Raw genomic sequence first — 14,261 nt, 5'->3', positions numbered from 1 at the left:
GGCCTTCCGTGCACGTCCGTCTCCAGGTCCGGTCACTCCTGGGGAGACGGCGGGCACGGTCACCCCCGGACCGCAGATGCTCCTTGCGGTCTCCGAGGACGGCTGCCCGGCCGTGCGACGCGGAGCCACGCGACTGCGCGGATGCAGCGACCGGGCGGCCGGCCCGCCACATGCAAGGGCTTTGACCTCGCTGGCCAGCGCCAGACCGACCGGGCACTGAGCGAGCCCGCGCCCGTTGCGACAGATCAGGAGGCGGTGTTGTCACACCATAAGCCGATGACGTTGAAGGACCTGCTCGCCCGACTGGACGTGCGCGAGGGTGTCTGGGACCGGCCGGACGGCTGGTTGGCCGGGCCGGTGACTGAAACCCAGCGGAGGGCGAACTCGCTCTACCGCCTTGGCTCCAAGGCGCTGCGCCGGAACGAAGTCGAGGGTGCGGCCCGCTGGCTGGCCGAGGCCACGCGAGATGAGCACCCCGGTGCGGTGTTCCGGCTGGCCGCGGCCGCATCCCGGATGGAGTCGCCGAACAGCGACTGGGCCGTACGCATGCTGGTGGGATGGGCGGCCGTTCTGAAGCACCGCGACGCCGTCCAGCTGGTTCCACTCCTGTCCAACCGCGACGCGGTGCTGAGCGTCGGGGCCTGGGACGACCCGGAGTTCACCCCGGAGATCCTTCAGGCACTTCGGCACCCGCGCATCCTGCCCGCTCTCGACTTCCGCAGCCGGACCGCCCGCCGCTCGGGTGCGCCCAAGCCGCCCCTCGTGGGCCGGTTCCGGCGGCGGGTGCGTGGGGCGGGGCGGAGCCGGCCGGTCTAACCCGGCCAGCGACGCAGACGGGACCACAGCCTTCCGTCCGTCGGATGCCTGCGCCCTGCGCCCTCGCTCCAACCCGTCTCCTGGGGGCGGCCACCACACGCACCACCAACCTGCCGATCTGTCTCCCCCCACGTGGAGGAGGCCCTGGCGTGATCGCTCTCGTATCAGCCAAGCAACGGAAAAGGTGCCATGCACAAGATCGCCCTATACGGGCTGCCCGGTGCCGGGAAGAGCACCGCGGCCCGAGTACTCACCGAAGACCTCGCCTCCGAGGGAATCAAGGTCGCCCGCTTCAGACTGGCGGAGCCCCTCTACCAGGCGCAGCGAGTCATCTACGCGTTGGCGGATCGGCCGCTGGCCGACGAGGGCCAGCAGGACGGCCGGCTCCTGAACATGCTCGGCACGGAGATGCGGCGCATCAACCCGGCGGCGCTGACCGGGCCGTTCGTCTTCCGGGTGCGTCAGGCCGAGAAGGAGAACTCGCATGCCGTGCTCTTGTGCGACGACCTGCGCGCCCCGGACGCGGAGACCGTGATCAACCTCGGGTTCCGGCTCGTCGAGATCAGCGCGCCGGCCGCCCTGCGCGGGGCCCGCCGGCAGGCGCGCGGTGACCTGGCCGCCGGGGACGAGAACCACCCCACCGAGGCGCCGCTGACGGTGGAGCCGTGGCGCAGGATCGACAACGCCGGGACCCTCACCGCCTACCGCGAGCGTCTCGCGCGGCTGGCCGAGGAGCTGATCGCGTGATCCTGACCGGACCGGAGATCCAGCGCCAGTGCGACCTGGGGGCCCTGACCATCGAGCCGTTCACCCCCGCCCAGGTCAACCCCGTCTCCTACAACTACCGCCTCGGGCCCGTGCTGCGCACCCACCGTGCGGGGACGGCCGACACCCACGGGCACCTCGAACTGGACGAGGTCGAGATCCCCGAGGAGGGGATCGTGCTGTGGCCGGGCCGGGTGTACCTGGGGACCACGGTGGAGAAGATCGGGGGCCGCGACTTCGTGGTCTCGCTGATCGGCCGCTCCTCCGTCGGCCGGCTGGGTCTGTTCGTCCAGTACAGCGCCGACCTGGGCCAGCTCGGTGCCTGCCACCGCTGGACGCTGGAGCTCAAGGCCGTCCAGCCGCTGCGCGTGTACGCGGGCATGGTCATCGGCCAGGTCAGCTTCTGGACGGCCACCAGCGGCCGCCTGCCCTACACCGGCCGATTCGGGCGGATCGACGAGGCCACCGTCCCGCCGCCCGGGCTGCTGGCCCCGGCCGCCCTCGCCCACACCTGAGGAGACCTTCCGTGATCCTGACCGGACCGGACATTGCCGCCGAGCGAGAACGCGGCCGCCTGATCCTGGAGCCGTTCAGCCCCGCGCAGGTGCAGCCGAACAGCTACGACCTGACACTGGGCCCGACCCTGGTCTACTACACCGGCGAGGTGCTCGACACCCGCGCCGAGAACCCCTTCGTCGAGGTCGAGATTCCCGAGGGCGGGTTCGTGCTGGAGCCGCACCGCGTCTACCTCGGTGCCAGCGTCGAGGTCATCGGCAGTAACTTCTACGTGCCGAGGATCAGCAGCCGGTCGGGCGCGGCCCGCCTCGGCCTGTTCTCGCACTGCACGGCCGAGCTGATCGACATCGGCTCGATCGGCCAGACCACCTTCCAGTTCCACACGGTGGAACCTCTGAGGGTGCACGCGGGCGACCGGCTCGGGCAGGTGGCGTTCGTCCGGGTCCAGGGCGACGTCGTCCTCTACGACGGCAAGTACCAGGGCAGCCGCGGCCCGCAGCCCTCCAAAATCCACCACGACGCGCCCGCGGCGGCAGCGTGATGAGGGTCGAGGAGGTCCCGAACCCGGCCGCCGGCTGCACCGACCTCGTCGCCCAGGACTTGGTGTCGGCCGCGTTCGAGGTGATCCGGGACCGATACGTGCTGGCCCGCCACCAGATCGCGGCCGCGGTCGTGGACGCCGACGGGCGGGTGCACCTCGGTCTGCACGTGGACGCCATGGTCGGACGGGCGGCGGTCTGCGCGGAGGCCGGGGCGCTGTCCGCGGCCCGGCTGGTGACCAGCGCCGGCCTGCTCGCGGTGGCCGCCGTCCGCTACCCCAAGCCCGCCGAACCGCAGCTCGCCCGCATCGTCCCGCCGTGTGGTCTGTGCCGCGAGCTCCTCCTGGACCACGCCCCACACATCCGCGTCGTCCTGCCCGCCCCTATGCCCGAGCTGACCCCGCTGCACGACCTGCTGCCCCACAAGTACGTGGGCACCAAATGGCCCGCACCGCCCACCCACTCCTGAACCATCGAGCATGAGGAGACCCGCCATGAGCCGCACGAACTTCCGCACCCCCGCCCTCGACGCCCTCGCGAAGGAGGTCATCCCCGAGCGGCACTTCGAGTTCTCCACCGCAACCGCCCGCGACCGGTTCTTCAACGACACGCGGATGCTGGACGTCAAGCAGGACGTCCACAACCGCTTCCGCACCAACCCGACGTCCATGGTCGGCCACATGATCGACAACCTGGCCCTGACCGGGACGGAGGACCTCCTGGACCTCGGGTGCGGCAACGCCTTCGTCTTGGAGCACCTGCGCCCCCACCTCGCCGAGGGGACGATCACCGGCCTCGACGTGGCGCCGGCCGTCCTGGAGGCGGCCCGGGCCCGGATGCACGGCACCGCCACCGCGTGCACGTGGATCGAGGGCAGCGCCGATGACCTGTCGATGCTCGACGAGGACTCCTTCGACCGGGTCATGGCCAACTACATGATCCACTACGTCCCGGACCTCGACCGCTGCTTCACCGAGGTCCGCCGCGTCATGCGCCCCGGGGGCATCTTCCAGCTCACCACGGACCGCCCCGACAGCATGCTGGAGATGTACCAGGTCCACTTCACCGCCCTGAAGGCGATGAACGCCCCCGACTACCTCTTCAAGGCCACCCCCAAGGGACGACTGTCCCTCGACAACGGTGCCGACCAGCTCGCCGGCCACTTCGAGACCGTGAAAAGGGTCACGTGGCAGGACCAGCTCCGCTTCACCGACCCCGCCCCCTTCCTGCGCTTCTACCAGGTCGGCCACAACCACTGCTGCGCCTCCTCCGAGCCCGACGCCCGCCTCGACGAGGCGTTCTTCGCGGAGTTGCGCGAGCGTGTCGCCGCACAGGTCACCCAGGCGATCAAGGAGAACGGCTACTTCGCGGTGACGAAGTACACCGGCTCCTTCCTCTGCTCCTGACCACACCGGTGTGCCGCCCGGTCGGCGGCCGATGGGGCGCGAGGGGCGTTGGTAGCGTCGGGGGGTGCCCCGCCGGCCGGTGCGGCACGGGTCTCCCGACGGAAAGAGCTCCTGATGCCCGCGAACCCGACGATCCGCAGGGCCGTGATCCCTGCCGCCGGACTCGGCTCCCGCCTCCTGCCGCTGACCAAGGCCACCCCCAAGGAGATGCTCCCGGTCGGTGACCGGCCGGTCATCGAGCACACCGTCCGCGAGCTCGTCGCCTCCGGCATCACCGACATCACCATCGTCGTCTCCGGCGGAAAGTCCCTCATCCAGGACCACTTCCGCCCCAACCCGGCCCTCGTCGAGCAGCTCCGCGCGGACGGCAAGAAGGAGTACGCGGACGCGGTGGAAGAAGTCGGCGAACTCGCCCGCCAGGGCCACATCACCTACCTCGACCAGCACGGCCCCTACGGCAACGGCACCCCCGTCCTGAACGCCGCCCGCGCCTTCGGCGACGAACCCGTCCTCGTGCTCTGGCCCGACGACGTGTTCGTCGCCGACGTCCCCCGCGCCCAGCAGCTCATCCACGCCTACGAGACCACCAACTGCCCCGTCCTCGCCCTGATGCCGATGGCGCCGGCCGAGTCCCAGCGCTACGGCGTCCCCGTCGTCAAGGAAGACCTCGGCGAAGGCCTGCTGCGCATCACCGGCCTGGTGGAGAAGCCCAAGCCAGCCGACGCCCCCTCCACCTACGCGGCGATCGGCGGCTACGTCATCACCCCCGCGATCATCGACGAACTCCGCGAGCAGACCCGCCGCTGGTACGAGCACCGCCAGGGCGAGATCTACCTGACCGACGCCATCAACGCCTACGCCTCCACCCGGGCCGTCTACGGACAGGTCATCTCCGGCCGCTGGTACGACACCGGCAACCCCGCCGACTACCTCGTCGCGCAGATGGCCACCGCGCTGGCCCACCCCGAGTACGGGCCCATCCTGCGCAAGCTCGCCCTCGAATCCGGCGACACCCACACCACCACCAGCACCACCTGATCCGCCGCTCCCTTCGGGCCGCCGCCCACCGCGAGCGGCCCCAAGGGAGCACCCATGCCACCCACCCCACCCGTCTACGAACCGGTCATCGAACAGCACGACACCTGGCTGGCCGTCAACCCCGTCCAGGGCTGCCCCAAACGGTGCCGCTACTGCTACCTGGAAGACCTCGGCCTCACGGCCGTCAAACCGACGGTGCTCGCCACCCCCGAGGAGACCGTCACCCAGCTCCTGGCCCACCGCTACTACCACCCCGCGCTGGTCCTGGCCCTCTACACCTGCACCGACGCCCTGGCCACCCCGGTCACCCGCGCCCACCTGACCGCGCTCCTGGACCTGCTGGGCGCCTCCACCGTCCGCAACCCGGTCTGCATCATCACCAAGTGCGCCATCCCCGACGACGTCGTGGAGTGCATCGCCCGCAACCGCGCCGCCGGCCTGGCGATCCTGGTCTACCTCTCCTACTCCGGCCTCGGCCCCGACATCGAACGCGGCATCGACCACACCGCGCTCCGCGCCAACTTCCCCCGCCTGCACGCCGCCGACATCCCCGTCATCCACTACTGGCGGCCCGCCCTCCCCCAGAACAGCACCCCCGAGGCCATCGAGCACGTGATGGACCTCGCCACCCGCTACGCCACCTGCACCGTCGCCGTCGGCACCAAGGTCAAACCCACCGCCCTGGACCAGATCACCGCCCTGTGGCCGGCCCTCGCCGACCCGAACCTCGACCCGCGCACCGCCGACTCCGTTTGGCCCCGCCCCACCTGGGACTGGCTCCACGCCCTCCCCGACCGCTACGCCGGCCACCCCTTCTTCCAGACCAACAGCTGCGCCCTCGCCTACGTCCTCGGGCGCGGCGACCGGGCCGGGGTGTGGAACACGCCCACCTGCCTGGTCTCGAACCGCTGCCCGGCCGGCCAGCGCGATCGCTGCCTGCACTCCGTGCCCTACCGGGAACCGGTCAAGAACACCGAGGTCGAACAGCACCTCGCGAAGATCGGGCTGCCCGGGCTGCCGTTCACGCTCCACGCGGGTTCCCGCACCCTCCACCTCGGCCGGCCGGTCCCGCTGCGCGACCGGCACAACCTCGCCCAGGTCCTCGCCCTCACCGTCCGAGCCCCGCAGGACCCCCAGGAGAGGTACTGGGCTGGCCGTACGGCCGGTGCCCGGCCGCTAATCATCGACCCCCGCCCCTGACCACCCTGACGGGAGCACCCATGCCGAGCAACGACGCCCCGATGACCGTGGATACGGCCATCCAGTTCTGGCCCCGCGGGGGCAGCGCCCAGGTCGTCCGCTACCACCTGCGCGAACTCAACTCCCGCGGCCACGCCACCCGCCTGCACGCCGGATCCCTCGGCGCCCCCGGCGAACCCTCCCACGCCCCCACCTTCTACCAGGGCCTCGACCTCCACCCCTACGACCACAACGACGCCCGCACCGCCTTCGAACGCGGCGACAACCCCCAGGCCACCCCCTGGCCGTTCCACCCCTCCTACGAGGACCGCGGCCACTGCCCCGACCCCCTCTACAGCGCTGTCCCGCCCGCCGACGCCGACCACCTCACCCGCGCATGGAGGCGCCACCTCACCACCCACCGCAGCCCCCACCCCACCGTCCTGCACCTGCACCACCTCAGCCACCTCCAGACCAGCGCCCACACCGCCTACCGAGGCGTCCCCCGTCTCACCACCCTCCACGGCACCGAGCTCAAGCTCCTGGCCGCCATGTTGGAGCGGGCCCGCCTCGCCCGGCGCGCCCAGACCTCCCTCACGGACCTGGCCCACCTCCTGCACAGCGCCAACCCCCACCGCCACGGCGAAGCCGCCCGCATCGCCAAGACCGCCGGCCTCAGCGAACCCGACACCCTCCTCCTGACCGGCACCGCCTGGGAGAAGTGGGTCCACAGCGCCCACTGGATCCGCCGACTGCGCCAGGCCGCCGACCACGCGGGCCAGCTCATCACGGTCTCTGAGCAGGATCAGAGCCTTGCCGCCGCCGTCCTGCACCTGCACACCCCGCCGCCCGTCGTCCCCAACGGCGTCGACACCCACGCCTTCCGCCCCCGCGCCCTCAACCACCACCAACGCCTGCAAAACCTAAGCCACTGGCTGACCGAGGACCCCCGCGGCTGGGCACCGGGCCAAGACCCCGGCAGCATCCGCTACACCGACAGCGACCTCGCACGCCTGACCACCCCGAACGGCACCCTGCGCCCGCTGCTCCTGTGGGTCGGCCGGTTCTTGGACTTCAAGCGCGTCCCGGTCCTACTGAAGGCCTTCGCCGCCGCCCGCACCCGCCTGGACCCCGCCCCCGCCCTGCTGATGTGGGGCGGCTACCCCGGCGAGTACGAAGGCCGCCACCCCGCCGACATCGCGACCGACCTCGGCATCAGCGACGACGTCTACTTCCTCGGCTGGCGCGGCCACGACGAACTCCCCACCGGCCTCAACACCGCCGACCTCATGGTCGCCCCGGCCGTCAACGAACCCTTCGGCATGGTCTACCTCGAAGCCATGGCCTGCGCCACCCCGCCCATCGCCACCGCGACCGGCGGCCCCGCCCGCACCATCACCGGCACCGGCCCCCACGCCACCGGATGGCTCGTCGCCCCCGACAACCCCGACGACCTCGCCCACACCCTCACCACCGCGCTCAGCGACCGCCAGGAACTCAGCCGACGCGCCACCAACGCCCGCACGCACGTCGAGAACACCTACAGCTGGGCCCGCACCACCGACCACTACCTCAACCTCTACACCACCGCAGCCCGGACGCAGCAGTCCAGGCCTTCTTCAGCAAGGAGCCTCTCGTGACCGCCCGTATCGAAGGCCTGCTCGTCGACATGAACGGCCTCTTCCGTCACTGGCACAACACCGGCGCCCGACAGAGCGAACGCCTCGCCGGTCTGCCCCCCGGCACCATCCACCACTACGCCTACAACCACCCCACCTACCGCGCCGCCCGCGTCGGCCTCCTCACCGACCAGGAATGGGCCGACAACGTCGCCGACCGCCTCGCCGACACCTTCGGCCCCGCCGTATCCCAGAGCCTCGGCCCCTGGCGCGCCGACCGCGGCGAACGCGACGACACCATGGTCGAACTCCTCAACCAGATCCGCCGCCACATGCCCGTCGGCGTCCTGTCCAACTGCACCGACGCCCTCCCCACCGACCTCGAACACCACAACATCACCTTCGACCACGTCTTCTCCTCCGCCAGCCTCGGCGTCGACAAACCCTCCCCCCACGCCTTCCTCACCGCCGCCGAACTCATGCGCATCCCCAGCCGGCACCTGGCCTACTTCGACGACGAGCCCACCTTCGTCCACGCCGCCTCCACCACCGGACTCCACGCCCACCACTTCACCGGCTCCGCCGACTTCATCACCCAGCTCCACAAGCTGGGGCTGAGGATCGGCGCCATCGCCTGACTCTTGCTGCATCGGTCAACCGCATCACGTCCGCGCAGGCCGATGCAGCACCACCAGGCGGCACGTCCGTTGGGGCGGTCGCCACTCGTTGACCGGTGGGATGGCGGCGTCGGCGGACATCTGCGTGATCTGGCCGTCGCCGTCGGCGTAGCGGCTGAGGTAAATGGCCGCTCCGACTTCCTCCGGGCGATGGCCAGGGTGTGCTGGAGCTGCGCGGCGGAAGGTGTCCAGATAAGGAGATGTTCGGCCGCTACTCGTTCCAGCTTCCCGAGCTGCCTGGCGGCTTGCGGCCACTGCGTGATCCGGATGCCGTCGACGGCGAGTGATCGCCATCATGGGCGGCGCCGCCCAGCCCCTGTTGGAAGCTGGGAGGCGCGATGCGGTGGGCTGTTCAGGCGGTCACGTCTGGCTGCTGCCGGGGGAGTTCGGCGTGCCGCACCGTGCCGGATGCCAGGGCGATGACGACGCCCAGGCTGGCGAAGATGCCGCAGCCGACGAACACCGGAGCAGATCCCCAGACTCCGATGGCAGCGCCGACCAGCGGATAGCTGAGGGGCGCGAGACCGACCATGGTGAGCATGACGACGGAGGTGACCCGGCCGAGATAGGCCGGGTCCGCCGCGGTCTGTATGAGGGCGTTGTCCAGACTGCCGAAGACACCCGCGTTCAGCCCGATGACCGCGGCGAGTACCGCAGCGAGCCAGAGTGTGGGTACCAGTGCGATGGCTGCTGCGCCCGCACAGCCCACAAGCAGTGTCCCGGCCAGCATCAGGCCGGCGCGGGGTAGCCAACCGGCGATGGCGAGCAGCGAGGCGCTGGCCGCAGCTCCGCACCGTCAACCCGCAGTCCGTCGGCTGCGGCAACCACACCCTGTTCGTCGCCGGCGACCACGCCGATGCCAAGCAGCAGGACACCGACCTGCTGAAGTCCTACGGCTGGACCGGCATCCTCGACCTCGGCCCCCTGGTCTGCGCCCGCGACATGGAAATGTGCGCCCACATGCGCTCCGCCATCGGATTCGGCCTCGGCCCGCAGTTCGGCAACCACTTCGGCATCAAGGTCGTACGCTGACCTGCCGCACCCCCACCCGCCCTCCCGGCCCGCCGCCCCGTGTGCGGGCATGCGGTCGTCCGGCGGGCGGTTCCAGCCCGCCGCCCCATGAAGACGCCGGGCGGGCATCAGCTCGCCGGCCGCCTCGATGACCGCGGCGGACATCGTGGCGCCGGGCCCGGCCCCTGCGGACGACGACGGCGTCAGCCGTGCCGCGGGCAACGTCGATGCCCTGGCCGCCGCCCACGGCGGCACCGGCACGTCAGCCGCGGTCGCCGGGTCGGCCCGCGTCGAGGTGTCCGCGCATACCGCCCCGGGCCCGCGTCAGCCCACGGACCAGCCCGCTCCCGGCCGCCCACCGGCCCCGGCGGCCAGGACGCCGTCCTGGCCGCACGGCGACGGGAACGTCAACCCGCCCGGTGGACGATCTCGCCCGCCACCACCACCGTTTCGGCCACCGTGCCCGGGATGCGGTCCGCCGGGACGCGCAGGATGTCCCGGGACAGCACCACGAAATCCGCCGCCTTGCCGACGGTGAGGGAACCGCGCTCCGCTTCCAGGAAGTTGGCGCGGGCGGAGCCCATCGTGTAGCCGTACACCGCCGTCTCCACGTCCACCGTCTCCGTCGGCTGCCACGCGGGGCCGCCACCGGAGAGCGGGCGGCGGGTGACCGCCGTGTAGATGCCGATCATGGGATCCATCTCGGCGACGTTCCAGTCGCTGGAGAAGGCCAGCACCGCCCCGGCCTCGTGCAGGCTCCGCATCGGCCAGGCCTTGTGCCAGCGCTCCTCCCCCACGTTCTCGGCCCAGTCCTGGCCCGGGCCCGCGATCTCGGGCGCGCAGTGCCGCGGCTGCATACAGGCGACCACGCCCAGCTCGGCGAAACGCGGCACGTCCTCGGGGTCCAGGCACTCCACGTGCACCACCTGGTGGCGGGCGTCGCGCGGGCCGTTGACGGTCCGGGCGTGTTCGACGGCGTCCAGGACGGTGCGGATGCCCCGGTCGCCGGTGGCGTGGACGAAGCACTGGAAGCCGCGCGCGTCCAGCTTCGCCAGCAGCTCCGCGAACTCCTCGGCCGGGTAGAAGGTCTCGCCCCGGTGGTGGCCGCAGCCCGCGTACGGTTCCAGCAGCGCGGCCGTACGGGGTTCCACCACGTCGTCGATGTACAGCTTGAGCGGGCCCACCCGCAGCCGGTCCCCGGCGAACCGCCGGGCGGCTTCGGCGAAGGCGTCCAGGTCGGCGTCGCCGGTACCGCGCGGGTGGAACAGCGCGGCGACGATCCGTGAGCGCAGCCGCCCCTCGGCGCGGGCCCGTTCGTACAGTTCGAGGTCGTCGAGGGAGTTCTGCGGTTCGACGACGGTGGTGATGCCGAAGCGGATGGCGTCGTCGAGGCTCCGGGCGAGGCGTCCGTACTGCCGGTCGGGCGAGGCCCACGGCACGCCGAGCTCGCGCAGCGCCCGGTGGCCGTCGCGGGACAGGCCCTTGACGGCGAAGTCCTTGACGAAGCCTGTCGGTTCGCCGGTCACCGGGTCCACGGCGGCCGTGCCGAAGGGCAGGTCCGTACGGTCCCGGGAGATGCCCAGCCGGTGGAGGGCGGCGGTGTTCAGCCAGGCCGTGTGGACGTCGTACGAGAGCACGATCGCCGGGACGTCGCCGGTGACCGGGTCCAGGTCGGCAGCGGTGGGCATCCGTCCGCCCGGGATCGCGGAGTAGTCGAAGGCCTCGGCCTCGATCCACCCGGCGTCGGGGTGCTCGGTGCGCCAGGCCCGGATCCGCTCCCGGATGCCCTCCAGGGTGCGCACCCCGGCGAGCTGGACGCAGTCCGCGTCGGAGCCGAGCCGGACGTGGTTGTGGGCGTCGACGAACCCGGGCAGGACCAGCCGGCCGCCCGCGTCGATCCGCTCGGTGTCCGGCCCGGCCCAGGCGGCGGCCCCGGCGTCGGGGCCGACCCAGACGATCACCCCGTCGCGGACGGCGAGGGCCTCGGCCTCGGGCAGGTCCGGATCCACGGTGTGGATCCGGGCCCCGGTCAGCAGCAGGTCGGCGGGGAGGGGACGGGTCATGAGGTGCTCCAGGGTGCGTGGTCGTACGGGTGGGGGGTCAGGCCGCGGGGGCGTACGCGGGGAGGCTGCGGCGGGCGAGGGCCCAGTAGACGAGCCCGGATACCACCGAGCCGAACAGGGTCAGGTCGGCTCCGCCGAGCGGGGCCACGAGCGGTCCGGTCCACAGCTCGGAGTCGCAGGTCAGGGCCGCGAAGACGAGACCGGCGAGGAGGGCGGCCATCCCGGCGGGGTGGTAGCCGGAGCGGTACCAGTAGGCGCCGTCCCGCCCGGCGTGCAGTGCTTCGGCGTCGTAGTGGCAGCGGCGCATCAGCATGTCGGCGAGGAAGACCCCGCCCCAGGGGGCGAACACGATGATCAGGAGGGAGAGGAAGGAGAGCAGCGAGGTGGTGAAGTCGGTGAGGAAGAGCGCGGCGAGCGAGCCCGCGGCGGTGACCGCGCCGCTGACGCCGAGGGCGCGGGCGCGGCTCCACGGGATGCCGAGGACCTGGAGGTTCAGGCCGGAGGAGTAGAGGGTGATGATCGAGTTGGTGACGGAGCCGCCGAGGACCAGGAACAGGAACAGCGGCCGGAACCAGCCGGGCAGCAGGCCCTCGGCCCCGGCGACGGCGTCGGTCATGTCGGTCTGGGTCGCGGCGGCCACCCCGGCGACGCCGAGGGCCACGGAGGAGACGATGCCGCCGAGGGCCCCGGTCCAGGTGATCGACTTCAGGGAGGTGGTGCGGGGCAGGTAGCGGGTGTAGTCGGCGGGCATCGGCAGGTACGAGAACGGCCCGGCGAGCATCACCACGAAGGCCAGGCTCCAGCCGGAGAGTCCGGGCGCGGCGGCCGGGGCGGCGGAGGTGTCGGCGCCGGGCAGGACGAAGACGAGCAGCGCGCCGAAACCGGCGGCCAGCACGTACGCCGCCCAGCGTTCGGCGAACTGCACGGTGGCGTGTCCCCACAGGGTGACGGCGAAGGTGAGCACGAGGGTGACGGCGAGCGCGAGGGCGCGGGCCGCCTTCCCGCCGGCGAGGCCGGTCTGGGCGAGGAGCAGTTCCAGCGCCAGGGTGCCGACGACGGTGTTGACGATGGTGTAGCCGATGCTCACCACCCAGTTCAGGACCCCGGCGGGGAAGTTGCCGCGGACGCCGAAGGCGGCGCGGGAGATGACGAGGGTGGCGGTGCCGGTGCGGATGCCGCTGAGTCCTGCGGCGCTGATCGCGAAGAAGGACAGGGCGCTGAGCACGACCACGGCGGTGGCCTGCCAGAAGGTGAGCCCGAAGGCGACGGCGAGGGCGCCGTTGATCACGTAGGTGAAGGTGAGGTTGGAGCCGAACCAGAGCCAGAAGAGGTCCATGGCGCCGCCGTGGCGTTCGGCGTCGGGAATCGGGTCGATGCCGTGGGTCTCGACCCGGAACACCTCGTCGACGTCGGTTCTCTCCCGTGTGTCCTGCTGCCCCATGACGGACCCCTGACTCTGGCTGATGTCGACCACGAACCTTGAACGACGTTCTAGGTTCTTGAATGGCATTCAAGATGCGGGGCGGGATACGGCCACGTCAAGACCCTGTCCGGGATAAGGTCTGGCCAAGGAAGATCGGGAAGGCGGGGACGGTGGCGGGAGCGGCACGGCGGCGCGACGGGCGGATCGCCCAGGAGCGGATGCTCGAAGAGGCCATGGCGGCGATCGCCGAGGACGGCCTCGCGACGCTCACGATGTCCGCGCTGGCGGAGCGGCTCGGCACCAGCGGCGGCCACATCCTGTACTACTTCGGCAGTAAGGACCGCCTCCTGCTGGAGGCCCTGCGCTGGAGCGAGGACCAGCTCGCCGGGGAGCGCCGAGCGCTGCTGGGCCGCCGCCTGACGGCCCCCCGCAAGCTGGACCTCTTCCTGGAGCTGTACCTCCCCGAGGGGCCGCGCGACCCGCGCTGGACGCTCTGGATCGAGCTGTGGGCCCGCACGGCCTCCAACGAACCGCTCAAGGCCGCCCAGGAGGAGATCGACGAGGGCTGGCAGCGGGACCTGGAGGCGCTCCTCGCCAAGGGGGTGGACCAGGGCCGGTTCGCACCCGTGGACGTGTCGGCCCGGGCCTCGGAGCTACTGGCCCTGCTGGACGGACTGAGCACCCGGGTCGTCCTCGGCCAGCGCGGCGCGGACCGCGGCCGGGCGCTCGAGCGGGCCCGGTCGGCGGCGGCACTGCTGGTCCCGCCCCTGCCGCGGGTCCCCGAGGCATCCGCCTGACGAGTTCGCGCATGGCTGGGGGTGCGACGCCGGATCGCGATCCCTGGTCATCGTCGTGTGGTGGGGTACGGGTCTCGTGCAGTGATCATCAGGCCACGGAGGCGGGCTGTCGGGGCCGGCACAAAGCACCGGCTGGTCTTCATCGACCGGCTCCTGGCCACGCTTGTCCATCTCCGCCACGGTGTCACTCACGACGTGCCGGCCTGCTGGTTCGGCGTCGACCGCTCCACGATCACCCGCGCCCCGGGCCACCGGGCCACCGGGCCACCGGAACGGGCCCAGCCGGGGCCGGGCGCAGTCTCCGGCAAGTCCAGCGGCTCATCAACTGCGCCGGGGGGCTCTCCGGCTCCTCCTGCGGCGTGTCCGACTCCGCCGGAGAGGTCCCGTGCCCCAGGTCACCAACGGGGGAGCC

14 protein-coding genes and 2 pseudogenes are annotated in these 14,261 nt (G+C 71.8%); 13 read left to right on the top strand and 3 right to left on the bottom strand.

Going from position 1 to position 14,261, the window contains the following annotated elements; genetic code table 11:
• The first annotated feature begins 276 nt into the window (after window positions 1–276).
• The 10 genes from ACIRBY_RS32285 (at window position 277) to ACIRBY_RS32240 (ending at window position 8,516) form a co-directional block, all read left to right on the top strand.
• On the top strand, window positions 277–816 hold the full coding sequence (locus ACIRBY_RS32285) for a hypothetical protein (RefSeq protein WP_403907386.1): 540 nt from the start codon (window positions 277–279) through the stop codon (window positions 814–816).
• A 189-nt stretch (window positions 817–1,005) separates the two neighbouring features.
• Window positions 1,006–1,563 carry a hypothetical protein gene (locus ACIRBY_RS32280; protein ID WP_403907384.1) on the top strand — a complete coding sequence of 186 codons (558 nt, stop codon included), beginning with the start codon at window positions 1,006–1,008 and terminating at the stop codon, window positions 1,561–1,563.
• Complete coding sequence (locus ACIRBY_RS32275) at window positions 1,560–2,096, top strand: dCTP deaminase domain-containing protein (RefSeq protein WP_403907382.1); 537 nt, start codon at window positions 1,560–1,562, stop codon at window positions 2,094–2,096. Before ACIRBY_RS32280 ends, ACIRBY_RS32275 begins: the two co-directional genes overlap by 4 nt.
• Before the next feature lie 11 nt (window positions 2,097–2,107).
• Window positions 2,108–2,638, top strand: coding sequence for a dCTP deaminase domain-containing protein (locus ACIRBY_RS32270; RefSeq protein ID WP_403907380.1), 531 nt, complete (start codon window positions 2,108–2,110; stop codon window positions 2,636–2,638).
• Entirely contained in the window at window positions 2,638–3,105 is a 468-nt protein-coding gene (locus ACIRBY_RS32265; protein WP_403907378.1) for a hypothetical protein, read from the top strand. Before ACIRBY_RS32270 ends, ACIRBY_RS32265 begins: the two co-directional genes overlap by 1 nt.
• Window positions 3,106–3,130: 25 nt before the next feature.
• Entirely contained in the window at window positions 3,131–4,042 is a 912-nt protein-coding gene (locus ACIRBY_RS32260) for a class I SAM-dependent methyltransferase (RefSeq protein WP_403907376.1), read from the top strand.
• Between the two features lie 114 nt (window positions 4,043–4,156).
• Entirely contained in the window at window positions 4,157–5,080 is a 924-nt protein-coding gene (locus ACIRBY_RS32255; RefSeq protein WP_403907374.1) for a UTP--glucose-1-phosphate uridylyltransferase, read from the top strand.
• Between the two features lie 54 nt (window positions 5,081–5,134).
• Complete coding sequence (locus tag ACIRBY_RS32250; RefSeq protein ID WP_403907372.1) at window positions 5,135–6,280, top strand: hypothetical protein; 1,146 nt, start codon at window positions 5,135–5,137, stop codon at window positions 6,278–6,280.
• Window positions 6,281–6,300: 20 nt separating this feature from the next.
• Entirely contained in the window at window positions 6,301–7,899 is a 1,599-nt protein-coding gene (locus ACIRBY_RS32245) for a glycosyltransferase family 4 protein (protein WP_403907370.1), read from the top strand.
• Entirely contained in the window at window positions 7,896–8,516 is a 621-nt protein-coding gene (locus tag ACIRBY_RS32240; protein ID WP_403907368.1) for a hypothetical protein, read from the top strand. Before ACIRBY_RS32245 ends, ACIRBY_RS32240 begins: the two co-directional genes overlap by 4 nt.
• Before the next feature lie 391 nt (window positions 8,517–8,907).
• On the opposite strand, the pseudogene ACIRBY_RS32235 reads toward ACIRBY_RS32240, so the two are convergent.
• Window positions 8,908–9,345: pseudogene (locus ACIRBY_RS32235) on the bottom strand (MFS transporter); the annotation flags it as partial.
• Between ACIRBY_RS32235 and ACIRBY_RS32230 the strand changes: the two are divergent.
• Entirely contained in the window at window positions 9,270–9,587 is a 318-nt protein-coding gene (locus tag ACIRBY_RS32230) for a hypothetical protein (RefSeq protein WP_403907366.1), read from the top strand. The pseudogene ACIRBY_RS32235 and the gene ACIRBY_RS32230 sit on opposite strands and share 76 nt — an antisense overlap.
• Window positions 9,588–9,973: 386 nt before the next feature.
• Here ACIRBY_RS32230 and ACIRBY_RS32225 read toward each other — a convergent pair whose 3' ends face one another.
• Window positions 9,974–11,629, bottom strand: coding sequence for an amidohydrolase (locus ACIRBY_RS32225; RefSeq protein ID WP_403907364.1), 1,656 nt, complete (start codon window positions 11,627–11,629; stop codon window positions 9,974–9,976).
• A 37-nt stretch (window positions 11,630–11,666) separates the two neighbouring features.
• Window positions 11,667–13,070 (bottom strand): purine-cytosine permease family protein, encoded by a 1,404-nt coding sequence (locus tag ACIRBY_RS32220; RefSeq protein WP_403907362.1) that lies wholly within the window; start codon window positions 13,068–13,070, stop codon window positions 11,667–11,669.
• Window positions 13,071–13,222: 152 nt separating this feature from the next.
• Between ACIRBY_RS32220 and ACIRBY_RS32215 the strand changes: the two genes are divergently transcribed.
• The gene (locus ACIRBY_RS32215; protein WP_403907361.1) at window positions 13,223–13,849 is read left to right on the top strand and encodes a TetR/AcrR family transcriptional regulator; all 627 of its coding nucleotides are present in this window, start codon (window positions 13,223–13,225) and stop codon (window positions 13,847–13,849) included.
• A 90-nt stretch (window positions 13,850–13,939) separates the two neighbouring features.
• A pseudogene (locus tag ACIRBY_RS32210) lies at window positions 13,940–14,098 on the top strand (transposase family protein); the annotation flags it as partial.
• Window positions 14,099–14,261 lie beyond the last annotated feature (163 nt).

This window comes from Streptomyces sp. NPDC096136, assembly GCF_044763325.1.
GTDB lineage: Bacteria > Actinomycetota > Actinomycetes > Streptomycetales > Streptomycetaceae > Streptomyces.
This window is presented reverse-complemented; position numbering and strand designations above follow the sequence as displayed.

What these genes read in the sequence shown, in the direction of transcription:
- ACIRBY_RS32285 (WP_403907386.1), top strand. Translation starts at nt 277, where the DNA reads ATGACGTTGAAGGACCTGCTCGCCCGACTGGACGTGCGCGAGGGTGTC.
- ACIRBY_RS32280 (WP_403907384.1), top strand. Translation starts at nt 1,006, where the DNA reads ATGCACAAGATCGCCCTATACGGGCTGCCCGGTGCCGGGAAGAGCACC.
- ACIRBY_RS32265 (WP_403907378.1), top strand. Translation starts at nt 2,638, where the DNA reads ATGAGGGTCGAGGAGGTCCCGAACCCGGCCGCCGGCTGCACCGACCTC.
- ACIRBY_RS32260 (WP_403907376.1), top strand. Translation starts at nt 3,131, where the DNA reads ATGAGCCGCACGAACTTCCGCACCCCCGCCCTCGACGCCCTCGCGAAG.
- ACIRBY_RS32255 (WP_403907374.1), top strand. Translation starts at nt 4,157, where the DNA reads ATGCCCGCGAACCCGACGATCCGCAGGGCCGTGATCCCTGCCGCCGGA.
- ACIRBY_RS32250 (WP_403907372.1), top strand. Translation starts at nt 5,135, where the DNA reads ATGCCACCCACCCCACCCGTCTACGAACCGGTCATCGAACAGCACGAC.
- ACIRBY_RS32245 (WP_403907370.1), top strand. Translation starts at nt 6,301, where the DNA reads ATGCCGAGCAACGACGCCCCGATGACCGTGGATACGGCCATCCAGTTC.
- ACIRBY_RS32225 (WP_403907364.1), bottom strand. Translation starts at nt 11,629, where the DNA reads ATGACCCGTCCCCTCCCCGCCGACCTGCTGCTGACCGGGGCCCGGATC.
- ACIRBY_RS32220 (WP_403907362.1), bottom strand. Translation starts at nt 13,070, where the DNA reads ATGGGGCAGCAGGACACACGGGAGAGAACCGACGTCGACGAGGTGTTC.